This window comes from Granulicella sibirica, assembly GCF_004115155.1.
Lineage (GTDB): Bacteria > Acidobacteriota > Terriglobia > Terriglobales > Acidobacteriaceae > Edaphobacter > Edaphobacter sibiricus.
The window spans coordinates 945805-969221 of sequence record NZ_RDSM01000002.1; the positions used below are offsets into that span (position 1 = coordinate 945805).

General features: G+C 60.0%; 20 protein-coding genes. 2 read left to right on the plus strand and 18 right to left on the minus strand.

The window, feature by feature from the left end; genetic code table 11:
* Positions 1-18: 18 nt before the first annotated feature.
* From GRAN_RS14845 to GRAN_RS14905, 13 genes are all read right to left on the minus strand, one after another.
* A complete protein-coding gene (locus GRAN_RS14845; protein WP_128913773.1) occupies positions 19-1083 on the minus strand; it encodes a protein-glutamate methylesterase/protein-glutamine glutaminase in 1065 nt (354 codons plus the stop codon).
* Complete coding sequence (locus GRAN_RS14850; RefSeq protein ID WP_128913774.1) at positions 1080-1535, minus strand: chemotaxis protein CheX; 456 nt, start codon at positions 1533-1535, stop codon at positions 1080-1082. The genes GRAN_RS14845 and GRAN_RS14850 overlap by 4 nt, the downstream gene beginning before the upstream one ends.
* A complete protein-coding gene (locus GRAN_RS14855; RefSeq protein ID WP_128913775.1) occupies positions 1516-1917 on the minus strand; it encodes a response regulator in 402 nt (133 codons plus the stop codon). The genes GRAN_RS14850 and GRAN_RS14855 overlap by 20 nt, the downstream gene beginning before the upstream one ends.
* Positions 1907-2428 (minus strand): chemotaxis protein CheD, encoded by a 522-nt coding sequence (locus tag GRAN_RS14860; RefSeq protein ID WP_128913776.1) that lies wholly within the window; start codon positions 2426-2428, stop codon positions 1907-1909. The genes GRAN_RS14855 and GRAN_RS14860 overlap by 11 nt, the downstream gene beginning before the upstream one ends.
* A complete protein-coding gene (locus tag GRAN_RS14865) occupies positions 2425-3309 on the minus strand; it encodes a CheR family methyltransferase (RefSeq protein WP_206662772.1) in 885 nt (294 codons plus the stop codon). The genes GRAN_RS14860 and GRAN_RS14865 overlap by 4 nt, the downstream gene beginning before the upstream one ends.
* A complete protein-coding gene (locus GRAN_RS14870) occupies positions 3309-5666 on the minus strand; it encodes a chemotaxis protein CheA (RefSeq protein ID WP_128913777.1) in 2358 nt (785 codons plus the stop codon). Before GRAN_RS14870 ends, GRAN_RS14865 begins: the two co-directional genes overlap by 1 nt.
* Positions 5667-5718: 52 nt before the next feature.
* Positions 5719-7371 (minus strand): methyl-accepting chemotaxis protein, encoded by a 1653-nt coding sequence (locus tag GRAN_RS14875; protein WP_161570989.1) that lies wholly within the window; start codon positions 7369-7371, stop codon positions 5719-5721.
* Positions 7372-7409: 38 nt separating this feature from the next.
* Positions 7410-7925 (minus strand): chemotaxis protein CheW, encoded by a 516-nt coding sequence (locus GRAN_RS14880; RefSeq protein WP_128913779.1) that lies wholly within the window; start codon positions 7923-7925, stop codon positions 7410-7412.
* 42 nt (positions 7926-7967) lie between these two features.
* Entirely contained in the window at positions 7968-8408 is a 441-nt protein-coding gene (locus tag GRAN_RS14885; protein ID WP_128913780.1) for a hypothetical protein, read from the minus strand.
* A gap of 26 nt (positions 8409-8434) precedes the next feature.
* A complete protein-coding gene (locus tag GRAN_RS14890) occupies positions 8435-8803 on the minus strand; it encodes a response regulator (RefSeq protein WP_128913781.1) in 369 nt (122 codons plus the stop codon).
* Positions 8804-8995: 192 nt separating this feature from the next.
* Complete coding sequence (gene fliG, locus GRAN_RS14895; RefSeq protein ID WP_128913782.1) at positions 8996-10021, minus strand: flagellar motor switch protein FliG; 1026 nt, start codon at positions 10019-10021, stop codon at positions 8996-8998.
* Between the two features lie 428 nt (positions 10022-10449).
* Positions 10450-12006 carry an FAD-binding oxidoreductase gene (locus GRAN_RS14900; RefSeq protein ID WP_128913783.1) on the minus strand — a complete coding sequence of 519 codons (1557 nt, stop codon included), beginning with the start codon at positions 12004-12006 and terminating at the stop codon, positions 10450-10452.
* A 95-nt stretch (positions 12007-12101) separates the two neighbouring features.
* Positions 12102-14414, minus strand: coding sequence for a GH92 family glycosyl hydrolase (locus tag GRAN_RS14905; RefSeq protein WP_128913784.1), 2313 nt, complete (start codon positions 14412-14414; stop codon positions 12102-12104).
* A 145-nt stretch (positions 14415-14559) separates the two neighbouring features.
* On the opposite strand from GRAN_RS14905, the gene GRAN_RS14910 reads away from it, so the two are divergent.
* Positions 14560-16008: a glycoside hydrolase family 125 protein gene (locus GRAN_RS14910; protein WP_128913785.1), complete on the plus strand. Its 1449-nt coding sequence runs from the start codon at positions 14560-14562 to the stop codon at positions 16006-16008.
* An 85-nt stretch (positions 16009-16093) separates the two neighbouring features.
* Here the strand turns inward: GRAN_RS14910 and GRAN_RS14915 are convergent, their stop codons facing one another.
* Positions 16094-17020, minus strand: coding sequence for an N-acetylglucosamine kinase (locus GRAN_RS14915; RefSeq protein ID WP_128913786.1), 927 nt, complete (start codon positions 17018-17020; stop codon positions 16094-16096).
* Between the two features lie 213 nt (positions 17021-17233).
* Here GRAN_RS14915 and GRAN_RS14920 point away from each other — a divergent pair, with 213 nt between their 5' ends.
* On the plus strand, positions 17234-18019 hold the full coding sequence (locus GRAN_RS14920) for a DeoR/GlpR family DNA-binding transcription regulator (protein WP_128913787.1): 786 nt from the start codon (positions 17234-17236) through the stop codon (positions 18017-18019).
* Here GRAN_RS14920 and GRAN_RS25920 read toward each other — a convergent pair.
* The 4 genes from GRAN_RS25920 to GRAN_RS14940 all read right to left on the minus strand — a co-directional run bounded on the left by GRAN_RS25920 (position 18016) and on the right by GRAN_RS14940 (position 23315).
* On the minus strand, positions 18016-18168 hold the full coding sequence (locus tag GRAN_RS25920) for a hypothetical protein (protein WP_206662773.1): 153 nt from the start codon (positions 18166-18168) through the stop codon (positions 18016-18018). The genes GRAN_RS14920 and GRAN_RS25920 overlap by 4 nt on opposite strands.
* Before the next feature lie 94 nt (positions 18169-18262).
* Positions 18263-20698, minus strand: coding sequence for a hypothetical protein (locus GRAN_RS14930; RefSeq protein WP_241654642.1), 2436 nt, complete (start codon positions 20696-20698; stop codon positions 18263-18265).
* 22 nt (positions 20699-20720) lie between these two features.
* The gene (locus GRAN_RS14935) at positions 20721-21758 is read right to left on the minus strand and encodes a hypothetical protein (RefSeq protein WP_128913789.1); all 1038 of its coding nucleotides are present in this window, start codon (positions 21756-21758) and stop codon (positions 20721-20723) included.
* 9 nt (positions 21759-21767) lie between these two features.
* A complete protein-coding gene (locus tag GRAN_RS14940) occupies positions 21768-23315 on the minus strand; it encodes an FAD-binding oxidoreductase (RefSeq protein ID WP_128913790.1) in 1548 nt (515 codons plus the stop codon).
* Positions 23316-23417: the final 102 nt, after the last annotated feature.

The window sequence follows — 23417 nt, forward strand, 5'->3', positions numbered from 1 at the left end:
GACAATCGACTTACCGCCTCACTGACGCACCTTGCGTGAAGCCTCATTCATGATGGCGCCCGAGATAGAGGATAGGGGCAACACTCGCTCCGCCCCTCCCAGCTTGACGGCCTCGCGCGGCATGCCGTACACCACGCAGCTCGCTTCGTCCTGTGCGATCGTGCTTGCCCCCGCCTTCCGCATGGCGACCATGCCCTGCGCGCCGTCCGAGCCCATTCCAGTCAACAGAACGCCGATCGCATTGTCCTTGGCTGCGGCGGCCACGGAAGCGAACATGACATCGACCGCCGGACGCTGATAGCAAACCTTCGGTCCATCCTGAAGCTGTACCCGATAGCCCGACCCGACCCGTCGCAGCACCATGTGGAAGTCGCCTGGTGCGATGAGGGCTCTGCCCGGTCCCACATCATCGCCGTCAGCAGCCTCCTTCACCTCCATGGCGCAAACGCGGTTCAAGCGCTGAGCAAATGCCGCCGAGAACAGCTTCGGGATATGTTGCGTGATGACCATGCCCGGAGAGTTCGCGGGCATCTGGGAAAGCACATCGTGGATCGCCTCCGTTCCCCCTGTCGACGCCCCGATCGCAATGATCATCTTCGAATCCATGCCAGCATGCATAGCTGGCGCAGGAGGCGCCGCGGGACGCTGTGCAGGAGCCTGTGCCGTGGCTTTGCGGACCCGGGATTGCGCCGCGGCACGCAGCTTGGTCGGAAGCGCATCTCGAAGCTCGCCAATCGAGTACGGCCCGCCAGGCTTCGCAAGCACATCCACCGCACCGATGCGAAGAGCCTCAAGCGACACGTCGCAGGAGGACTGCGCCAGCGAGCTGATCACGATCACGGGAAGCGGATGGAAGTGCATCAGCTTCTTCAGGAACGTAAGCCCGTCCATGCGTGGCATCTCGATGTCCAGCGTCAGAACATCGGGCTTGAGCGCAAGAATCTTATCCCGCGCCACGAATGGATCCGGCGCCGTCGCGATCACTTCCATGTCCTTTTCCGCGTTGATCGTCTCGGAAAGAATCTTTCGCACGATCGCGGAGTCGTCCACGATGAGCACCTTAATCTTTCGCTGCTCTATCATTTGCCTTCTTCTATCTCCATCCAGGCGATAAGTCCGCCTTCCTCGATCAGGAAGCTGCGGCTGATCCGCGTCGCGGAGGCCTCGCTCTGCTCGAGAGGATGATCCATGTGGGGGTGGGTAAGGTCAAACGCCTGCTTCGCTTCGAAGCGGGCCAGAAAAGCTCCACAAACCATATTGGCAATCTCGCCTACGGCCTCGCCTGCCTGTTCTTCTGTAATCTCCTCGAGCTCCTCACCGAGTAGATTGCAGGCGATCATGCGAGCGGTTGGCAGGGTGGTTTGTACGCCAAAGCATCCTAGTTCAGGTCCGCGAAATTCAAGCCGGCGGCTGACGAGTGCCTCGCCGTGCTGCTCCATCGGCAACGTGCTCTCCTCCGCGGTAAGAAAGCACATGGACTCGAGAACCTCGGCCACCGAGTGATCCATCCAGGTACTAAAATGAGCTGCTGGCATAATTCGGCTCTCCTACGATCTTGCCCATGGCGGCGCCGAGGGTCTCTGGCAGAAACGGCTTCGTGACATATCCGCGTGCGCCGAGCGACATCATGCGTGTGAGGCGTTCGTCACTCCGGTCGGTCGATACCACAAGCACAGGAATGGACGAACGCATGGGATCTTCGGATAGCTTGACCACAAGCTCTTCCCCATTCATGTTCGGCATGTTGATGTCGGTGATCACGACATCAATCCATTCATCCTCGAGTACCTGGAGTGCCTCGAGGCCATCGCCGGCCTCAAGACAGGTACCCACGTCAAAACCGGAAAGCATCAGCACTCGGCGAATGACCTTGCGCATGCTTGGGGAGTCATCAACTAACAAAACATTAAACGCCATGAGATAGAACGCTCCTTTCTGCTTTTCTCTGAGTGATCTCTCGCTCTTCGCGACCGTGATACACCACGATCCGCCCACTTCCCACTTCCATGCGAACGCTTCTCGGAAGCGTTCCTCCAACCTCTTCGTTGTGCACCAGTACCCCGGCCTTCCAGAAGATCTTCCGCAATGCGAGATAGTTCCGCTTGCCGATGTTGAAGGTGTTGTTCGTATCCAGCACCTGCGCTCCGCCAAGCACCGTTACCACGAGCCTCTGCTTCACCGCGCCGATCCCATACGCATTTCGAAAGAGCAAGGGAATCCCTGTATCCGCGTACATAAACGGGTGACTCTGCGCCTTTGCCGAATCGATCCCGGACTCGGGAAGCATGAAGTGCAGAAGACCCGACACATGGGAAATGGGGTCATGGATGGCCACGGCGATGCATGACCCCAACGCGTGCGTTGCGAGCGTGGCCGCGACATCTCGCGAGACGATGCAGTCGCTGATCCCAACCGTAAGAAGACTCAACGAACTCTCCTCCGCGATCCCGGACCGGACGCCGCCGCATCATCGGACGTACCCTTCCGATAGGTTGCCGGAGTAACGTATTGGAGCCTGTGATTGATCCCGTTCAGACTCTCCGAGTGACCGATCAGGAGATATCCACCGGGCAGCAGTCGAGACGCGAGCTTGTTCACCAGGGTCTCCTGCGTCTGCTGGTCGAAATAGATCATCACGTTCCGGCAGAAGATGACCTGAAAAGGGCCGAATGACGAACAGTCTTCCAGTAGATTGAATCGCCGGAAATCGACAAGCGAGCGTATCTCAGGTTTGACCAGGCATTGATCGGCATACTTGCCGGTTCCTTTCAACAGGCACTTGCGCCGGAGTTCCGTGGACAGCCCATCGAGCCTGGAAAGCGGATACAGTCCGGTGCGCGCGCGTTCCAGCACCCGCGTGGAGATATCGGTGGCAAGGATTGACGCTCGTGAAAACACAGCGTCTCCTAAAACTGAAGCAAGCGAAAACGCAATCGTGTAAGGCTCCTCGCCGCTGGAACACGCTGCACTCCAGATCTTGATCGGAGACCCTGCCGGAAGAGCCGGGACGATGGTGTTCTGCAGGAGCTCGAAATGCTGCTCCTCGCGGAAGAAGCTCGTGTGATTCGTCGTGAGCCAGTCGATCATCGTGGTGAAGAGCTCACCCGAAGGATCCTGCCGCACCTTCTCGCAATAACTATCGAACGTCTTGAAGCCAAGGTCCCGGATCTTTTTCCCAAGTCTCGTTCCCACCAGCACCTGCTTGCCCGTCAAGTCGACCCCGCAGAAGTCATACACCATCCGGCGTATCTGCTCGAAGTCGCTGGTTCGCATGGTGAGCGTTTCTTGATAGTCAAGAGCAGGGTTCATCAGAGTCTCCCCTTGTAGATCCCATCGATATCAAGAATCAGGCCGACGCGTCCGTCACCCAGCACCGCGCATCCGGAGAGCCCGGAGACATTCTTGAAGGTCTCCCCGAGACTCTTGATGACAACCTCCTGCTTGCCGAGTAGATCGTCGACGAGCAGGCAGAACCGGCGCCCCTCGGACTCGAGCACGACAATCAAGCCCTCGGAAAGCCTCTCCGAGCGTCCTTCAATGCCAAGCCTCTGGTGAAGCCGCACAACCGGCATGAGCTTTCCGCGAACGAGCAGCATCTCATCCCGTCCCTCCACCGTGAACAGCGTATCCGCCTGTGGACGGAAGATCTCTCGCACACCCGAGAGCGGAATGATATAGCGTTGCGTACCCACTTCCACCACGAGCCCATCGATGATGGCAAGAGTAAGCGGAAGCTTCAAGAGGAAGGTAGTTCCCTGCCCGAGTATCGACTGCGTCTCAATGCGTCCGCGCAGCTTCTCGACATTCCTCCGAACGACGTCCATCCCCACACCGCGGCCGGATACGTCCGTGATCTTATCGGCCGTGGAGAAGCCAGGTTCGAAGATCAGTTGGTATATCTCTGTCTCGGTGAGCTGTGTCGCAGCGGAAATCAGGTGCTTCTCTTCCGCCTTCTTCCGAATCTTCTCGCTGTTCAGTCCCCTGCCGTCATCCGAAATCTGGATGATGACCTGACCGCCCTGGTGATATGCCGAGAGACGGATACGAGCGTCCGGAGTCTTGCCGGCCGCGGCTCTCTCCTCAGCGGGCTCGATGCCATGATCAACCGAGTTGCGAACCATGTGGAGCAGCGGATCAGAGAGCTCCTCCGCGACCGTCTTGTCGATCTCGGTCTCACTTCCCGAAGTCTCCAGGACAACATGCTTCCCGGCCTTCCGTGACAGATCGCGAATGACGCGTTCGATACGCTGGAAGAGCTGGCCGACGGGAACCATGCGCATGCTCATCGTCGCCCGCTGCACCTCGATCGTCACTCGAGAAAGCTGAGAGAGGTCGCCGAGAAGCCGCGAATCGGTGGCAGCCGCGAGCACAGGGTTGTGCCGGATGAGCGACTGCGCGATCACAATCTCGCCCACCATGTCCATCAGGTGATCCAGCTTCGAGGTCTCGACTCGAACCGAGGACGCATCCGGAGAGCGGCTCGCTTCCTTCGCGGGCGCGGGCTCCTTTGTTTGCGCTGCCTCGGCAGTCGCCGACCGAACGGCTTGCGGAGCCGTAGCCGCAACAGGGGCAGCACTGGAAGCTGCGGAAAGGGGGCTGACCGGCGCGGAAGCCGTAACGGCAGCTACCAATGGTGTCGGCAAGGGAACCAGCTTCGGACCAACAGACAGCTCTTCGATCTGCTGAAAAAGTTCGTCTTCCGTCGGCTCAGGAGCAGATGCCGCGATAGGCTGCGGCGCAGGTGCCGGCTTTGCCGCGGGGGAGGCCTTTGGTGCTGCCTTTGGCTTTGGTGCGGCCTTTGCCTTTGCTGCGGGCTTCGCTTTTGGCGCAGGCACTGCAACCGGCTCAGGTATTGCGATAGGTTCCGGTACGGCAACGGCCATTGCAGGAACAGCAACCGCCGCAGAAGCAACTGGGGTAGCAGGTGCCGGCTCAGCCTGGACAGCAGCGGCATCTCGCGGCACGGCAAGACTACGAATCTTCACCACAAGTACGCGCTTGTCAGTGAACTCCAGCGGAGTGCCCTGGTTGAGCGCTTGCTCGATCGCAAGTAGGTCCCCACGCAGCGCATCGCCGCTCTCAAGCACCACATCGACGATCGAGGAGTCGATGACGAGCTTCTCATTACGCGCAAGGTCGAGCAGAGTCTCCACTTCGTGAGCCAATGCCTGCACCTTCGCAAAGTCGAGAAAGCCCGCGAGTCCCTTGATCGTATGGAAGGCGCGAAATACGGCGTGAATCACCTCCATCGCCGTAGGGTCTTTCTCGAGAGCAAGCATCTGGCTCTCGATCTGCGAAAGATGTTCCCTTGCTTCAACCAGGAAGTCGGCAACGAGCTCAGCATCCTCTCCAAGCGAGAGCGAGCCCTGTGTAGCGCCATCCTCTGAAGGACGAGCCTCCAGGGAAGTCTGTAACTCGGCCAGGCCGCTCTTCAACAGGTACGCCGCACCCTCGTCGGCATCCGCGGCAAGTTTTTGAAGAAGGACATCCACGACGCCGAGGCTTACCCCCGCGCCCTGCTGCTTCATCTCGAGCGCAAGCGCGCGGAGTTCTTCGACCGCCGATGCGACATCGCCTTGAATCATCAGGGTGGTGGCAAGCTCATCGATGCGCGTCTTCCAGACCGCTAGCACTTCCCCCGAAATGGACTCTTGCTGTTCCGTCATAGCTTGTTCTCGCTGATCCTTCTATTTATCTTGTTCGGTTGCGAATCGCTCACTAAAACGATTGAAAGCTCTCTTCGAGCGGAAACTCACTTACGTCCATCGGCGCGCCCATCTTGGCGTTAGCCGGGGCAGACATCACAGGAGACATCGGTCGTGAAGGCGGCGTCTGACGCTGAGGCTTTGCCTTGGGAGTTGAGGTGCGTTGCGTGACGGGAGCGCGGAAAGGAATCTTGACGCGTGTCGGAGCTGATCTCCGCATCGAGCTCATCCCGCCGGAAGCTCCATCGTCGACCATCGCATGCAAGCGGGAGACGATGTCCTTCATGGCCTCGGACTGCGCATTCAACTCCTCAGCAGCGGCGGCGCTCTCCTCGGCATTTGCCGCCGTGGTCTGGGTCACCTGCTCCATCTGCACGATGGCTCTGCCGATCTGGTCGATACCGCGAGACTGCTCCTCGCTTCCGAGGCTTACCTCATCGACCATGACCTTGACGCGCGCCGTATCTTCCGTGAGAGCCTGAATCGTCGAGGCCACCTGGTCGACCTTGCCCTTGCCTTCTCCTGATCGCGAGATCGAATCTTCAATCAACGTCGCGGTATCCTTCGCTGCCTGCGCGCTTCGCTGTGCGAGACTCCGAACCTCGTCCGCGACGACCGCGAAGCCCATACCAGCCTCTCCGGCCCGCGCTGCCTCGACCGCCGCGTTCAAGGCAAGAATGTTCGTCTGGAACGCGATCTCGTCGATCACCTTGATGATCTTCGAGATTTTTCCACTTGACTCCGTGATCTCATGCATCGAGATCACCATCTCGGAGAGATGATGGTTCGCCAGCATGACCTTCCCTTGCGACTGCGCCAGCAGATCGGCGGTTGCGCGGGAGTTATCCGTGTTCTTCCGCGCCATCGAGTTGATCTCTTCCGAAGAAGCCGATGTCTCCTCGAGCGATGCGGCCTGCTCCGATGCGCCTTGCGCCAGCGACTGGCTTGACGAGGACACCTGTGAGGCAGCGTTGGCAACCTGGTCCGCGCCATCACGAAGCTCCGCGATGCTCTCAGCCAGGGTGTTCGAAAGACTCCGCACGACGTACACCACGACGCACCCAACACCGATCGCGAGGCAGATCATCAGGATGCTGATTGAACGTGCGGTCCCGACCGTCGAACTCGCCTCGTCTCCATATTCCACAGCCGCATCCGCATCCAGCTTCGCGAGCTTCTCACCGGCGTTGCTGATCTGTTCCGCGAGCGGCATCACCTTGTCGGTCAGTGCCAAGTCGGCGCCGGCGAGATCGCCCTTCATCACAAGGTCGAACATGGAGGAATTCGCCTGCGAAAGTGAGTCAAGCTTGTCGGCTATCTCGTTCTGTGAGAGCTCGTGAAGCTGAGCGTGTCTCGCCCCCGCCGCGAACTCAGTCGCATCCTTCCGAACCTGGTTGATGACTTCGGTAAAGTGCTGGTTGTCTCCGCGCGCCTTATCAAGCTCTTTCAGATGTCCATGAAGCACGATGCTGCGCGCAGTGCCTGCAAGTTCAGACGTCCCGTCGTTGACGCTTCCTGTCAGGTAGAGCGAGTGAATGTAATGGTGCCCAATCACGTCGATCGCGGAACCCAGCTTGCTTACGTTGTAAATCGCCAGGCTGCCAGTTAGCAAAGCGATCGTGAGCAAGCCGCCACAACCCGCGAATAACTTCTTGCTTATCGTCATCTCATCCATCGATTCTTGGTGGGCGGTGTGTGTGACAGCTAATTCGCAAAGGAGGCGACGCCGGACATCTCGTGACCGCTCAGAACACGGTCGATATCCAACAGGATCTTGACTCGTCCCTTGCTCTTGGCCATTCCGCGTACATACGAGTTCGCAGCCTCACGTCCAAAGTCCGGAGAGTCTTCGATGTCGTCCTCGCCAAGCAGCAGAACCTCGATGACGCCGTCTACGACGATGCCCATCGGCTGTTCGCCACCTTCCAACTGCACGCGCACCACAACGATGCATGTGCGTTCGGTCGGCGCCTGCTCTGGCATATGGAACTTGCTGCGAAGATTGACGACCGGAACGATCCGGCCCCGCAGGTTGATAACGCCCTGCAGAAACCGCGGCGTCTGAGGTACCGTCGTGATCTCCTGCATCTTCATGATCTCTTTCACCTGCATGACGCTGATGCCGAACTCTTCCTCACCCAGTTCAAGAATCAGGTACTTCCCGGAGCGGGGATCCACTCGCCCCTGCGTGCTTGAGTTTGCTGCCGCGGCCATCGCCATAACGTCCTCCTCGTGATTGAACAGCTTTGATCTTGCCGAACTCTAGAACTTACTCATGATTGTGAAATGACCCGTCATCTTACCCATCGAGATCTTGAAACTCGTCTTTAGATCGGGCTTCTTGATCACGTCGAGCGATTCGCCCTCGCAGGTCGCTGAATCCTGTGTCATGTACTTGAAGGCCACGCGCGGCCCGGTAACAAGGCCCGTCGAACCGACATTCAGAATCTCGTGAATGGCATCGCGTACTGTCTCTTCCATGGGCGTTGAGAGTGCGCGCTCCACGGCAGTCTCGGGTGGCAAGCCGAGCAGTGCCCCCGCGATACTTCCAAGCACGGGAAGATCTGACTTGACGACGATGGCGCGTTGCGAAGGCAATTCCTCGTAGACCGCGAAAAGCTTCCTGTCCTTCGTCTCAACAGGGTTGAGGACAAGAGCGAAGCTGACGTCCTTGCCCGTGAGATCGGAGAACAAACGGGACATCGCAAATGCTGATATCTCGGCCATATCTAACGCGCCCCCAGGATCGGTTCCAGCGCATCCTGTACCTGCTCCGGGCTGAAAGGCTTCGTGATCAGGAAGCTGGCGCCTTCGCCCATGGCCATATCCTTGATCTCTTTCGAAGCCTCCGATGTAATAAAGCCGAACGGAACTGTGTTCTTTCCCTCGCGAACCTTGCGCAGAAAATCGATACCGGACATCACCGGCATGTTCCAGTCCGAGAGCACAAGTTTCGGTCGAACCGAGGACAGCTTCTCGAGTGCATCGGCCCCGTTTTCTGCTTCGCCCACCACTAGGTCGCGGTACCCGGCTTGCCGAAGCGCACGCTGTACGAGCATCCGCATCGTCTTACTGTCATCTACCAGAAGAATATCCATGAATCTCTGCCTTTCGCTTCCACGCCAAATGACGTTCTAAGCGTTCTGTTTCTTGGTGTCTCTCCATCGGCAGAAGCGGTACGAGTTTCATACCACCTTTGTCTTTTCGTCGCCTGTCTCCCAGGGAGTGCCTTGAGAGATAACAACGGGAGCGAGGCCTACTTGCGCGAACCTTCCGAGCGAACCAATTCTCTAGGTGACATACTCGTCTGCCCCCTCGCTCTTCAATACGATCTTGCCTTCCAGCTCGAGCTTGCGCGCGACTGCCACAATCTCGAGTTGTGCCTTCGCAACGTCCTTGCTCCTCACGGGACCAAGCACATCCGCTTCTTCCTTCATCATCTCGATTGCGCGCGATGACATCGTCGAGAAGAAGTGGACCCGCAGAGGCTCGGTGGCACCCTTCAACGCCAGCGTCAGGATCTTCTTGTCGGCTGCTCCCGTGATCGCGCGCAGATGCGTCTCCGAGACCTTGAGGAAGTCTTCGAACGTAAACATCAGGTCGCGAATTCTCGTCGCGAGCGTGGACTCTTCCGCCTCGATCGCCTCGAGTATTTCGCCGGACGTCGTTCCATCGATGTTGTTCATCAGATCCGCAACACTCTGGAAACCCGAATAAGTCTTCTTCTTCTGCTCACCCGTCGACCGGAGTCTCCGGTTCAATACGATCGCCACCTTCTCCGCCATCGCCGGCGAGAACTGCCTCAGGTTCGCAAGCCGTCTTACCGACTCGGCCCGCACCGGATGAGGAAGGCACATCAGCAACGCCGAGGCCTGCTTCGTCTCCAGGTGCCCAAGGATCAGCGCGATCGCCTGCGGATGCTCGCCTTCCAGGAACCGTGCAAGCTGCTTCGGCTCAATGCGCTGCAGCAGATCGATGCGGGATGAATTTGCTTCCTGCGAACGCTGCAGTCGTGCCACCATGGTCTGCGCCCCAGCCTCGCCAAAGGCCCGGATCAACAGTCGCGTAGCAACCTCATGGCCTCCCCGGGAAATGTGTTGCTGCGCCGCCGTCATATCCTGGTACTCCTCCAGAACCTTCAGCGAAAGCTCCTGCGACACGCTCCCCAGCCGTGCAATCTCATACGTCAGGCCCTGAAGGTCTTCCTCGGACAGGTGATGAAAGATAGTTGCCGCCGCGTCGTCCCCAAGGCACGCCATCAGGATCGCCGCCTTGCGCACCCCGGTCATGTTCGAAAGCTCGCGTTCGCTCAGCATGTCTCCCCTTCGTCCTGGGCAACGGAGCCAGACGTCATTTGCTTGGTTCTCATTTCATGAGAGAGCCAGCTCGCCTCAAGAAAAGCCTTATCCGCCAATATGGCGCGTTCTCTCTCATAATTCCCGAGACCGGCATGCGTGACCGCCCAAAGACGCCAGACATTCAGCAGGAATGCCTCGTACCGCACTGGGGATTCTGTTTGATCGTTCGTCAGGTGGGAAGTCTTCGGATCCATTTGGCAGAGAGATATGCAACTGCCTTGCCATACCCCCATCACGCCATCACCCACGAGAGTTGTAGAGACGCTTCGCGAAATGGGCGTAAAACCGATGTAAGCTTGCAGTGCGACTGCCAGATACCGTTGCAGGAGCGAGAGACAGCACGAACGGCGTCTCAACCACTCCCGGCTTCGGGAATCAAAACCTTTCTAGGCCCTCACCGACATCGCATGATGAAAGATGTTGTTCGGGTCGTACTTCCTCTTGACGCTCTGCAGGAACGGATACATTCCTTTGTCCCCGTAGTAGAGCTGAGGCCAGAACTCATATGCAAGCATGTCGACATCAGGATAGTTGATGTAGCATCCCTCGTATCCATCGCCATGATACGGCGTTCCTCTATGCCGCGCATCCGCGTCCGGGCCGGAATATAACTCCGTGTAGAAGTCCTTCAGCCACTTAAGGTTCGGCGCATCCTGGTCTGCCCCGACCCATGACGCGATGAACTGCAGCTTCAATGTCGAAGCCCTCTGCGCCACCGAAGTCTCTTCGATCAATTCCTTCCGGTTCACCGCACCGCCGAAGGAATCCGCCAGCACCGTCTCCCGCGAAAGATCAACTCCAGGGATCGTTACGTTCAGATACTTATAGATACAGGCAGCCTCATACTTCGTGAAGGCTCCTTTCATATAGGTCGACTTATGTTTGCGCCTCTGTTCGACCGCGTTGCTCCCACCTCCACCGCCACCCACATTCGCCTCGAGCCAGTTCCTCTTCGTCACGGTGTGTTTCGCAAGCAGGCAAACATCGTCACCGCCGCCCGCGCTCTGCGGCGCATGATCCTCCATGGCTTGCGGAGCCTTAACCGCTCCGCTCGTAATCGGCTTGCACTCCTCGAACAAAGCGAAGAACTCCTCCAGCGGCTTCAGATCGTTGCACGTCCCATCCTGATTACAAAACTGCACCGACATCCCAAGATGCCCGGACGAACGATGCGACAACCCGAAGACCGTAAACAACCCCCACGTATCCGGATCCTTCCCACGCGTCGCCCAGTAGTTGCTGTAGAGATACAGGATCCGTGCAAACCGCTCCTCGGTCATCCCGTCCCAGCCAAAGTTGAGACTTCCCTTCATCACCTCCACCGGAGCCATCGGAAGCTTGTCGAAGTAAAAGTTGGTAATGATCCCGAAGCTTCCCCCACCCGCACCACGGCACGCGCGAAACAGATCCGCATCCCGGTTACGATCGACCCGCCGCGCCACAGCCTTCCCTGCTTTGTCCACCGTGACGATATCGACCGCCGTCACCCAGTCCGGCGTCACCCCATGCAGCCTCGAAAGCAGCCCGTACCCACCGCCGGAGATATGGCCCCCCGCGCCCACCGTTACGCACGACCCACCCGGGATCGTCACCTGCGCCCGCTTGTATAACTCCGTGTAAGCCTGCCCAAGCTGCGTCCCAGCGGCCACCCGATACTTCGGACCATTCGCCTCGGGAGTCGTGTCCGCCATCATGCTCAGGTCGAGGATCGCGCCCTGCGGATTCGTATACGTAAAGTTCTCATAGCAGTGCCCGCCGCTCCGTACCGTCGGACGCAGACCCGCATGGACAAACCGCTCCAGCGCCTCGGCTACGTCCGCCGTGCTGTCGCAGAGCGCGATCCTGCTCGCACCCTCCGCCGGAGTGGGCGGAAACCGCGGGTTCTTGCCTCTGTTCAAAACCGGAAAACGAACGTCATCCCGAAGCACCGTCTCAATCGCCATGGCTGTCCCTTGAAGGCAACATACAGCAATCGATTGCTTCGTGGAAAACAAACAGCACGGGCTAGGACACGAGTCCTAGCCCGATGCAGGCATCTCTAAACGGTCAGCGAAGGAGGCACAACATCCGCTCCCGAGCCGAAGCTCGTATCTGGCTCAGCCCCCATCTCGAAGACCAGCTTCCCGCCCTTCGCGATGTCGCTATGTTGGAACCACGTCCGGTTCTGTGCCTTCCCGTTGAGCGTGAACCCATGCACATACTGGTGCGCCGGATCCCTTCGGTTCACCACGATTTCCAGCTTCCCGCCATTGCCAAGATCCACCACTGCACTCTCGAACAGCGGCGATCCAAGAACGTAGTTTCCGCTCACCGCATCCACCGGGTAGAACCCAAGCGCGCTCAGGATGAACCATGCCGACATCTGCCCGACATCCTCATTGCCCTGCATCCCATCCGGGTTCGGTGAGTACATCGTCTCCATCAGGCTGCGCACCCGTGCCTGCGTCTTGTAAGGTGATCCCGCATACACATAGAGGTAAGCGATATGGTGCGAAGGCTCATTGCCATGCGCATACTGTCCAACCATCCCCGCAATGTCCGGCGGAGCATCCTCAGGAAGCGTAGGAGCCGTTGTGAACAGCTCGTCCAGCTTCTCCACAAACGGCTCCCTCCCACCGAACAGCCCGATCAACCCGGCCGCATCGTGTTGTACGCCGAACGTAGTCTGCCACGCGTTCGATTCCGTATAGTCGCGCCAGTGCTTCTTATGCCCAAGATCGATCGGATTAAAAGGCGACGTGAACGACCCATCGATCAGCTTCGGCCGCATGAACCTGGTCTCTTTGTCCCAGTACTGCCTGTAGTTCTTGGACCTCTCCACCAGCATCGTGCAATCGTCCATCTTCCCCAGCTTCTTCGAGACATGCGCGATGGCCCAGTCGTTATAGCAGTACTCGAACGTCTTCGAGACCGACTCCTCTTCCTCGTTCGCAGGAATGTAGTGCATCTTCCGGTAGTACCCAAGCCCGCGATAGTCATCCACCATCGCCCGCTTCATCATCACCTTGTAAGCCGCCTCCTGATCGATCCCCGGGACGCCCTTATTGATCGCCTCGGAGATGATCGACGCGGAGTGATACCCCGTCATCGTCCCCGTCTCACATCCCTGCAGCGGCCACACCGGCATCCCCTCCGGGCTCTGCTCCGCCATCCGGATCAGCGTGTTACAAAAGTCCGGCACCCTCGCCGATTCGATCAAGGTGTAAGTCGGATGCGCCGCCCGGTACGTATCCCATGCCGAAAAGGTCGTGTAGTTATGGTGCCCCGCGGGCAGGCTGTGGATCTGCTGATCCATCCCGCGATACCGTCCATCCACGTCGTCGAACAGCGTAGGCCCAAGCGACAGGTGATACAGAGCGGTATAGAAGACCTTCTTGTGCGCTTCGTTGGCCGACGTCACCTGGATCTTGCCGATCTGCTTCGCCCACTTCGCATGAGCCGCTTGCCGAACCCCATCGAAGTCCCAGGCCGGAATCTCCGTCTTCACATTCACCGCTGCCGACGCGGCGCTCACGCCCGAGATCCCCGTCTTCACCAGGATCGCCTCGTTCGCATGCGTCGTGAAGTACATCACGCACTTCAGGTTCCCACCGGTCAGCGGCCCCGTCGGCGCAGGCACCTCCTTATCGTCCGAGTAGAAGACGACCTTCGTCGGAGCCTTGGAAACCTGCAGGCTGAAGAACGAGTGCCGCCCATTCCCCCACGCCCGCGTCACGCGTCCACCGGCAAGCGTATCCGCCGCTGGCATCGACAACTCCGCCGAAAGCACATTCGGCTTCGGCCCACCCTCATACCCATGCTGCAGGTCGAGCACGAGATATGCCTGGTCACTCTTCGGGAACGTGTACCGATGAATCCCCGCCCGCTCCGTAGCCGACAACTCCGCCTTGACGTTGTAGTCCTTGAGGATCACCGAGTAGTACCCCGGCGTCATCACCTCATCGTCATGGCTGAAGCTCGACCGGTAGCCCTTATCAGGATCGGTTCTCGGCCCCGGCTCGATCTTCGCCGTACCCGTTCCCGCCATCACCAGGAAGTCCAGCAAATCCCCGCATCCAGTCCCGCTCAGATGCGTATGGCTGAACCCCATGATCGACGTATCGGAAACGTGATAACCCGCGCACCAGTCCCATCCATCGTTGAACGTATCCGGGCTCAACTGCACCGCGCCAAACGGAACCGTCGCCCCGGGATAGCAATGCCCATGCCCACCCGTCCCGATCCGCGGATCCACCCACTTCAACACATCGTCGTGAGCAGCAGCCGGGGTCTTGGCAAAAGCATTCGCGGGAACAAGCGTAGCTGCCGCAGTCGCTGCGGTAGCCTGGAGAAATTCACGACGGGAGATCATTGCGGGTACGACCTTTGTCTTAGAGGTAACGGCGGATCACGCCAGCCGTAAGAATAATGCAGATCAAGCACGTTTGACCAAACCGCCACCGAATGCGCAAACTTCAGAAGACATTCGATCAAGGGTTATCCAGAGGGGCATCCACGTGAACTCCAGCATCACCCGCCGCACCGCGCTCCAGACCATCGCCACCGCAACCGCCGGTCTCGCCCTCGCGCCCCACGCCACAGCCCAGGCCTTCGCTGCCGACCCCGCCAACCCGTTAGCCAACGGCCGCCCCAAGCCATCTGACCGCAAGTTCTCCAGCCCCATCGTCGAGCAGTTCCTTACCGACACCAGCAAGCGCATCCCCGACCCCGCCCTCGCCCTTCTCTTCTCCAACTGCTTCCCCAACACCCTCGACACCACTGTCGAACCCGGCACCTTCGAAGGCCATCCCGACACCGCCGTCATCACCGGCGACATCGCCGCCATGTGGCTCCGCGATTCCTCCGCCCAGGTCTGGCCCTACCTTCCCCTGGCCGCCAAGGATCCCAGCCTCCGCCGCCTTCTCGAAGGCGTCATCCGCCGCCAGGCCCGCTGCCTGCTCATCGATACCTACGCCAACGCCTTCATGGCCGATCTCAACGCCCCGCCCCTCAAGTGGAGCGTCCACGACAAGACCGACATGAAGCGGGGCGTCGGCGAGCGCAAGTACGAGCTCGACTCCATCTGCTACCCCATCCGCCTCGCCCACGGCTACTGGAAGCAAACCGGCGACACCGCCCCCTTCGACGCCCAGTGGAAAGAAGCTATGCACCGCGTCGTCCGGACCATGCGCGTCCAGCAGCGCAAGGATGGCCCCGGCCCCTACCACTTCCAGCGCGAGTCCGACGTCTCGACCGAGATGCTCCCCAACGCCGGCTTCGGCAACCCGGTCAAGCCCGTCGGCCTCATCGCCTCCGGCTTCCGTCCCTCCGACGACGCCTGCATCTTCCCCTTCCTCATCCCGTCGAATCTCTTCGCCGTCACCTCGCTCCGCCAGCTAGCCGAGATGGCCCGCACCATCCTCAACGACACCACACTAGCCACCGAAGCGCAGTCCCTCGCGACCGAAGTCGAACAAGCCCTGAAACAACACGCTGTAGCCCAGACACCCACAGGAACCATCTGGGCCTACGAGGTCGACGGCTACGGCAGCCAACTCCTCATGGACGACGCCAACGTCCCCAGCCTGCTCGCTCTCCCCTACCTCGCCAGCAACCTCGACCCGGCCCTCTACGCCCGCACCCGCGCCTTCGTCTGGAGCCCGAGCAATCCATGGTTCTTCAAGGGCACCGCAGGCGAAGGCATCGGAGGTCCCCACATCGGCCTGGACATGATCTGGCCCATGGCCCAAACCGTCTACGCCCTCACCAGCACCTCGGACGCCGAGATCCGCAAGTCCATCCAGATGCTCAAGGTCGCCTCTGCCGGCACCGGCTTCATGCACGAGAGCTTCAACAAGAACGACGCCGCGAAATTCACCCGCGCCTGGTTCGCCTGGGCCAACACCCTCTTCGGCGAACTCATCGCCAAACTAGCCACAACCAAGCCAGACCTTCTACGCCCCTGACCAGCCCACGAACCCGGGTTGCCCCGTCTTCGCCTCAGCTCCATCGCGGCTAAGGTGGGAAACCCATGCCGCCCAACCGCCCCGTCTACCCGTTCCCATTCCGTCGGGCGCGCCAGACCGCCCCCTCCAGCGGATCCACCACCCCGTCCCTGGCTTGCACGGAAGGAAACACCCGCGTCACCTCAGCCACCAGAGCCCGCCGCACCAGCGGAACCTTCTCCATGATGCTGCCGGTAAACGCCACCTTCGGCACCCAGCCAACATGAGCCGCCGCGTCTACCCGCTCCAGCCGCCGGAGCACAAGGTTGACGAGGTGCCCCAACTCTCGACCCTCGTTTTCGACCACCGCAAGCGCAACCTCGTCCCCATCCAAAGCAAGCCGCACCACAAGCTCCGTTAGCTTCGTAAAATCCGGCGGAGGCACGCTATTCGCAAACTCGATCAATCGCCCGATCGATGACACGTTCCAGAACTCCAGAACCTCGTCCATCAGTCGCGTCGGCCGCCCTTCATCCCTCGCCAGGAACATAGCCCGCAGCGCCTGATAACCAATCCGGTGCCCCGAGCCCTGATCCGCCAGCGCTGGCCCATATCCACCCGCGGTGGTCAACCGCCCGTCTGCTCCGCGCCCCGCCACGTTCGACCCCGTTCCACCCATCACCAGCACGCCGGTCTCGTTCGGAAACGCCGCATCCAGCGCAATCTCGACATCCCCCAGCAGAAGCAGCTCCCCGCCAACCCGGGCTGTAATCGAAGTCCTCAGCCAGTCCGCTACCAGCGGCACCGTCTCGCCCGCCGTACCCACGCACGTCCGCGTAATCGACCGCATCGACACGCCCGACCTCTGCTGAATCTGTTCCAGCGCCGAATCCAGGTTCGCCGCCGCCGTCTCCGCATCCGTGCGCATCCGCTTGATCGTTCCAGTACGAACGCGCACTAGCTCACGCGTCTCGTCGGCCAGAACATAGTCTGTCTTCGTTCCACCGGCATCCAGGGCTAGGTAAAAACTCATCCGTTCATCTACTCAACTTGCGATAGGTTCGTCAACTTTATCGGCGAAACTTGCTGCCCGCAGCCACCACGTCATTTCCGGACATCACGTCCATAAATGAACAAAGCAGCGCGACCCGATCAGAATAGCGCACGTTTAACCCCCGAAGGGCTAAAAATAGTTCGGAATTCTCGGCGACAATGCGCTAGACTCAGCCTCCAAGAACGAAAACTCATGTCTAAGAAAATCGATGTACGTGCCGATCGCATCATGAAAGCCCTCCTGCGCGCCGGCGACATCTCCGTCCAGGAGCTTGTCGACCAGGTCGGCACCTCGGCCCCCAGCATCCGCCGCGATCTCGCCCGCCTCGAAAAACGCGGCCTCGTCCTCCGCACCCACGGCGGCGCCACCCTCGTCGAGCCTCTCCTCTACGAGCCCTTCCGCCACGACACGTCTTTTCAGGCCCGCGAGCTCCGCTCCAACGATGAAAAGCGCCGCATCGGACTCGCCGCGGCCGAACTCATCGCCGAGCGCGAAACCATCGGCCTCACCGCCGGAACCACCACCACACAGATCGGCCGCTCCCTGCGCCACCGCCGCGGCATCACCGTCATTACCAACGCCATGAACATCGGCATGGAACTCTGCAACCAGCCCGCCATCAAGACCATGCTCACCGGCGGCACCGTCGCCTGGGCGTGGGCCTTTGCCCTCGCCGGTCAGTCGACCCTTAACTTCCTCAAGGACATCTATCTCGACAAGGCCTTCATCGGCATCACCGGCATGGATCTCGAGCGCGGCATCACCACCCTCGAAACCGAAGAGGCCGCCGTCTCGCTCGCCATGATCCATCAGGCCAAGCAGGTGATCGTTGTAGCCGACTCTACCAAGATCGGCAAAGTCAGCCCTGCCCTCATCTGCCCTATGAGCAAGATCCACGTCCTGGTCACCGATACGAACCTGCCCGAAAAGACCTATAAGGCCCTCGTCGCCCAGGGCATAGAAGTCATTCGAGCCTAATCCTCCGGCTTGCAGCTTCCCTTCGTCCCCGGCTTCTTCCCCGGCGTAGGCTCATAGCCATCCCAGCACGGATTGTCCTTCTTCGCGGTCTTCTTCGCCGAAGCCTTCTTGGCTGTCTTCTTTGCCGGAGCTTTCTTCGCAGTGGTCATGCAGAGTAAGAAGCATCCTGGCAGCCCGCGACTTCGCCCAGAAGCACAATCATTCGCAACGTCATAAAGCCACGGGCTTTTTACGACAAAGCAATCACCGGGGCTTAACCGGCAGAAGCCAGACCTCCGCCACCTGCCGTCCGCGTCCACTCCCCCCGCCACCCGCCGCTCGCATCCACCGCAGCGTCAGTTCTCCACCCACAATCGCAGCCGAAGGCAAATCGAACTCCACCGTCTCCGGGTTCGAGCCCCTCTTCCGAGCCTCATGGATCACCACCCCATTCCCGGCAGTAAGCGTCAGCGGAACCGAATAATCCTCCCCCGCATACGTAATCCGCAGTCGATAACTCTCCCCTGCCGCCAGCCCCTCATATCGCATCTCCAACGGCTGCTCATACAAAGCCTCCGCGTAGCTCAGCCACGAAAGCCTCCACCCATCCGCCAGTGTCTTATCCGCAATTCCATCGATCGCCGCCGCATACATCTCCGGATCCTCACTCCACCCCGCGCCACGAACAAGATGCGGCTCGCGAGCAGCATCTCCAAGGTCGTCATACAACGCCCCGTCGACCGGAGCATTCCAGCGCGCAATCTCCTCCAGCCCCTTGAGCCTTCCCGCCTCATTCGAAGCCTTCATCGCCCCTGCAATCGCTCGCTCCATCCACACCCGATCATTCAAGGGCGTATCCACCCGATCCAGGTTCGCCCCCCGCTCCCAGTTCGAAGCCCCATACAACTTCACGCTAAGCTGCAACCCTCCATCCCGAAACAGCTTCCCCGCCAAATCGAAAAGCCGCTCCCGTTCCCTCGTCTCGTCTTCCGAAGCCGCGCTCTCCGACAAGACCCGCAAAGCCCCCGCAGCCCTGGCCCCACTCTCCCCGCCACTCACAAGCCGCGACAGCGCCGCCGCCTCAACCGCCTGCTCCCGCCGAAATCTCCGCTGAACGTATGCGTCGTAATACCCTCGATACAGCAGCGACTCCCACCGCCAATTCCCCTCCCCTGAATCTGTTTTCTCCAACTCCGCAAGAACCCCAAACGTCTTCCCTATCTCCGCATTCGCCGCCACTGGCCCAACCCAATCCTTCTCCAGCCCAAGCATCGCCTCCACGGCCAGCGTCTCCTGCGTCCCCTCCCGATGCAGAAACCATCGCGCATACTCCCGCAGCATCTCTTCGACTGTCTCCCCCGGATCCCACCCCAGCCGCGTCCAGACGATCTTGTTCACGTCGTCGTTGACGCCCTCGGAATACGTCACAAATCCCGCATTCAACCCTGCAAAGTGCCGATAAATGGCAGCGAACGCCTCAGGCCGGGGACAAATCGGCTCCCGTCCTTCCGTCAACGCAAACACCGGATCCCACCCCGGCACCGGAAACTGCGCATGCATCGTATGCGCGATGTCCGGGTAAAAGATCACTGGATACCTCGCCGGAATCCTTCGCCGCTGGACCTCCATCCCATCCCGCGACTGCGGCCCGAAGAACACACCCGTCAGCCACTCCGGCTCCTTCGCCAACAAGCCATAGAACTCCTCGAACCAACCCGCATCGAAACCCTGCGCCGAAACCCAGACCGTCGCTCCCGGATGCCACCTCCGTACCACCTCCGCCTCCGCCTTCACCAGCGGAAACAGCACGCCAGGCGGCGTATGCCCCGGATCCCCGCCCGGCACATAGAGCGCATCCACCCGAGGCATCGCCCTCACCAGCGCCTCAAAGTCCCGCTCCTCCGCCTCAAACTGCGTTGGATTCGAATAGTCCTTCCGCATCTCCGGGTAGTACAGCGCGCAGTCCAGCCCATACTTCGCCGCCAGCCTCGAGATCCCCACCACCGTCTCAAGCGGAGGAGCCGGCATCAAAGGGCTCACCGCCGCGTCATCGGACACCGGCGCGATGATCTGGATCGTATTCGTCCCAAAGATCGCCAGGTCCCGAATCTGCTGCTCGAACTGGCCCAGCGTCCACGCGTCGTAGGTGTTGTTCTTCATCCGGTAGCCGATCTGGTGCCCCCGCACCGCCTTCTCCGGAGCACTGAAGAGAGCCGCGACGCTCGGCAGCTTCGCTATCCCCCCAACAAAGCTCATATGCCGCAGCACCCACCCAACCCCGAACAACTCCCCCCTTACATCGTTCCCCGCGATCACGGTCACGGCCCCCCGCCGGCAAGGCACCCGCACGACGGCGAACCCCTCCGCCGCGCCGGTCGCATGCAGCGTGGCCAAACGCTCCCGCCACCCTGCCAGGGCCTCGACGGGCATCAGCCCCTCCACCACCTCCCGCCGCCCCAGCACCACACGTTCGCCTGCGCAGGCTTCGCTCCCACGCGGCACCGGGATCCAGGCCACCCGACCGCGTTTCCCGCTCTCCTCAACGAGCATCTCGCGAGCTGCCTTCTCCTGAACGGACTCATCCGCCGGGAAGCTAACCCGTATCTCGTTGGGCCGATCCTGCGCCCGGGCAGGACTCGCACCCAATAGCCCCAGACAGGCCAGCAGTGCCACCCACCGCGACAAACTGGCTGCCATCATCCGCATCCTCCGCGCCCCACCGCTAGGGCGTAAAGAACCGGTAGTTGATCTTCCAGCCCTGTGTCTTCCCCGGCTCGGCATGGACCTTCAGATAAAGCTCAGGGCAGATCGTCTTCGAAGTCCCCCAGAAGTACGACCGCACGATCGCCGAGTCTGAAGTCTGTTCCACACCGATCTTCGCCCCCGTATCTTCCGTCGTCACATCGTAATCCGACACCTTGTTCGAGTAGCCCGTAATGTAAGCGCCCGGACCAGGCCGTCCGACTGGAGCAACGACCTTAACGACCTTCCCATCCACCTCGACCGAAGGCACAAACGGCTTGTCCGGCACCGGGATAAACGGATACGTCACCTGAAGGCCAGGCCCGATCGGCTTCTGATCAAGCATGAAAAAGTCGTGATCGTAGACCTCGGTATCGATCGGCTTCGTCCCGATGTTCTTCAGGTGATGCTCAAGATGCAGCACATTCCCGTGCCTGTCGAGTGAGAGCACCTTCTCGTACACATAAGCAACGCCGATCGTCGAATGCAGTTCCTGCCGGAAGGTGACCGAGTTCTTCTTCACCTTAACAGTCCACTTGCCGTGATCGACGATCTCGTATGCTCCGCCAAACTTGTAGGGCTTGTCGTCCGTTCGCTTGAGAACGCCAACGCCGATCTTGACGAACAAGCCACCAGGGGCGGCATCGTCATACCCGATCTCGCTCGTTGGATGGCGAAATTCCTCCACCGGCCCAGTGATGGCATCGTTGCCCAAAGGGTCGTACTTCGAGAACCACTCGCCGAAGAACGTATGTCCATTCAGCGACAGGCACCCAACCACGCCGCTCCAGTCGAAGCGCGGTCCGCGATAGTATCCCTTCTCAGCATCCGGCAAAAATACGACGGCCTTTACCTGCCCATTCGTGATGCGGGCCATCGGGTAATCGGAGTGCGGCAGCTCCGCACAGTCCGCCGGCATCACCGTAGGATTAGCAGCCTGCGATGCGCCCGTCTGGCTGAAAAGAGCCATCACAGGAACCAGCACAAGCGTCCCGAGAGCATTGCGGCCCAGAGTCATTCGTACCTCCTAGGCCTTCGGCCGGATCGACATTGCGTTATGGAAGATATTGTTCGGGTCGTACTTCTTCTTTACACCCTGCAGGAACCCATACAAATCGCCCTTGCCGTAATACACCTCGCTCCAGAACGGATAGCGCATCATGTCGACGTCGGGATAGTTGATATAACACCCTTCGTAGAACTCGTTCGGATACGGTGTTCCAGCGTGTACCGCGTCAACGTTCGCCGAGTAGACATCCGTGTACATCTCGTCGAGGAACTTCACCTTATCCGCATCCTCGGCTGGATCGCTCCAGTAGCTCTGGTACTGCAGCTTCATGATCGAGTCGCGCTGCGGAACCGACGTATCCGACACTCTCTCCGCCACGTTCGTCGCGCCGCCGTATGAGTCCACTGCGCAGATCAGCCCGCTCATATCTGTCGTACTCTCGCGCGTAAGGTGCTTGTACAGCCTCTTCGCCTCTTCGGTCGTGAAGTTCTTCCGCATGTAGCACGACTTGTACTTCCCACGCGTATTCCCCACGCCCGAGCCACTCCCCTGGTCCACCGTGGCGCTGTACCAGTCACGCCGGTTGAACGAGTGCTTTCCTGCCGTGCATGGAGGAAGCTGCGGACGCCCACGCCGATCCGGCCGATGCGCCACCATCGGCGGATTCGCCACCGCCTCGGCTCCTCCACAAGCGACAAAGCGATCCAGAAACTCATTCGGAATCGACAAATCCTCAACCGTCGGACCCGCATCATGGAACGTAGCCGACACGCCGATCCCTCCAGCCGACTTATGCGTCAGTCCCATGAAGGTGAAGAGGCCCCACGTGTCCTTATCCTTCCCACGCGTCTCGAAGTAATCGCCGTAGGTCTTAACAATCTTGATGAACTTCTCTTCGGTCATCGTGTCCCAGGGAAACGACACACCAGCCGAAGCAAGTTCATGTGGCGCAGGCGGAAGCGTCTCGAAGTAGAAGTTCGTAATCACCCCAAAGCTCGAACCACCCGCGCCCCGGCAAGCCCGGAAGAGGTCCGCGTCATGCTTCGCGTCGACGTGCCGCTTGACGACTTTGCCATTGGCCTCGACGGTGCAAATGTCCACCGCCGTCAGCCAGTCCGTCACCAGCCCGAACTTCCGTGACAGCACGCCATAACCGCCACCGCTCACATGCCCACCCGCCGCCACCGAGTAGCAGCTTCCACCAGGCATCGTCACGTTGTACTTCTTATAGAGCTCCGCATACGCCACGCCGAGCACCGCACCCGCTCCAACCTGGAAACCGCTCTTGCCATCCGGAGCAGCCGACGTATGGTTCAGCATCGAAACATCCAGGATTACGCCGTTCGGATTATTGGCGACGAAGTCCTCATAACAGTGCCCACCCGAACGAACCGTGGGCCGCAGTCCCGCGGCCACGATGCTCTGGAGAGCCGGAGCAACATCATCCGCGGTCGCCACGATCTCGATACGAGAAACGGAGTCAGCGTCTGTCGCTGGCCAGCGTGCATTCTTTCCCCGGCGAAGAAGGCTATAGCGTGGATCCTGCCGCGTAATGGTGGACGTCATATCACCCCAAGATCAGTTCTTCGGAATCTGTTGCTGGCACCCGCCACATGTGTGTGGCTCAGCGGGAAAGATGTCGGTATTGTCCGGCCTGTAAACCTTATC

What these genes read in the sequence shown, in the direction of transcription:
- GRAN_RS14845 (WP_128913773.1), bottom strand. Translation starts at nt 1,083, where the DNA reads ATGATAGAGCAGCGAAAGATTAAGGTGCTCATCGTGGACGACTCCGCG.
- GRAN_RS14850 (WP_128913774.1), bottom strand. Translation starts at nt 1,535, where the DNA reads ATGCCAGCAGCTCATTTTAGTACCTGGATGGATCACTCGGTGGCCGAG.
- GRAN_RS14855 (WP_128913775.1), bottom strand. Translation starts at nt 1,917, where the DNA reads ATGGCGTTTAATGTTTTGTTAGTTGATGACTCCCCAAGCATGCGCAAG.
- GRAN_RS14865 (WP_206662772.1), bottom strand. Translation starts at nt 3,309, where the DNA reads ATGAACCCTGCTCTTGACTATCAAGAAACGCTCACCATGCGAACCAGC.
- GRAN_RS14870 (WP_128913777.1), bottom strand. Translation starts at nt 5,666, where the DNA reads ATGACGGAACAGCAAGAGTCCATTTCGGGGGAAGTGCTAGCGGTCTGG.
- GRAN_RS14875 (WP_161570989.1), bottom strand. Translation starts at nt 7,371, where the DNA reads ATGACGATAAGCAAGAAGTTATTCGCGGGTTGTGGCGGCTTGCTCACG.
- GRAN_RS14880 (WP_128913779.1), bottom strand. Translation starts at nt 7,925, where the DNA reads ATGGCGATGGCCGCGGCAGCAAACTCAAGCACGCAGGGGCGAGTGGAT.
- GRAN_RS14885 (WP_128913780.1), bottom strand. Translation starts at nt 8,408, where the DNA reads ATGTCCCGTTTGTTCTCCGATCTCACGGGCAAGGACGTCAGCTTCGCT.
- GRAN_RS14890 (WP_128913781.1), bottom strand. Translation starts at nt 8,803, where the DNA reads ATGGATATTCTTCTGGTAGATGACAGTAAGACGATGCGGATGCTCGTA.
- fliG (WP_128913782.1), bottom strand. Translation starts at nt 10,021, where the DNA reads ATGCTGAGCGAACGCGAGCTTTCGAACATGACCGGGGTGCGCAAGGCG.
- GRAN_RS14900 (WP_128913783.1), bottom strand. Translation starts at nt 12,006, where the DNA reads ATGGCGATTGAGACGGTGCTTCGGGATGACGTTCGTTTTCCGGTTTTG.
- GRAN_RS14905 (WP_128913784.1), bottom strand. Translation starts at nt 14,414, where the DNA reads ATGATCTCCCGTCGTGAATTTCTCCAGGCTACCGCAGCGACTGCGGCA.
- GRAN_RS14915 (WP_128913786.1), bottom strand. Translation starts at nt 17,020, where the DNA reads ATGAGTTTTTACCTAGCCCTGGATGCCGGTGGAACGAAGACAGACTAT.
- GRAN_RS14920 (WP_128913787.1), top strand. Translation starts at nt 17,234, where the DNA reads ATGTCTAAGAAAATCGATGTACGTGCCGATCGCATCATGAAAGCCCTC.
- GRAN_RS25920 (WP_206662773.1), bottom strand. Translation starts at nt 18,168, where the DNA reads ATGACCACTGCGAAGAAAGCTCCGGCAAAGAAGACAGCCAAGAAGGCT.
- GRAN_RS14930 (WP_241654642.1), bottom strand. Translation starts at nt 20,698, where the DNA reads ATGATGGCAGCCAGTTTGTCGCGGTGGGTGGCACTGCTGGCCTGTCTG.
- GRAN_RS14935 (WP_128913789.1), bottom strand. Translation starts at nt 21,758, where the DNA reads ATGACTCTGGGCCGCAATGCTCTCGGGACGCTTGTGCTGGTTCCTGTG.
- GRAN_RS14940 (WP_128913790.1), bottom strand. Translation starts at nt 23,315, where the DNA reads ATGACGTCCACCATTACGCGGCAGGATCCACGCTATAGCCTTCTTCGC.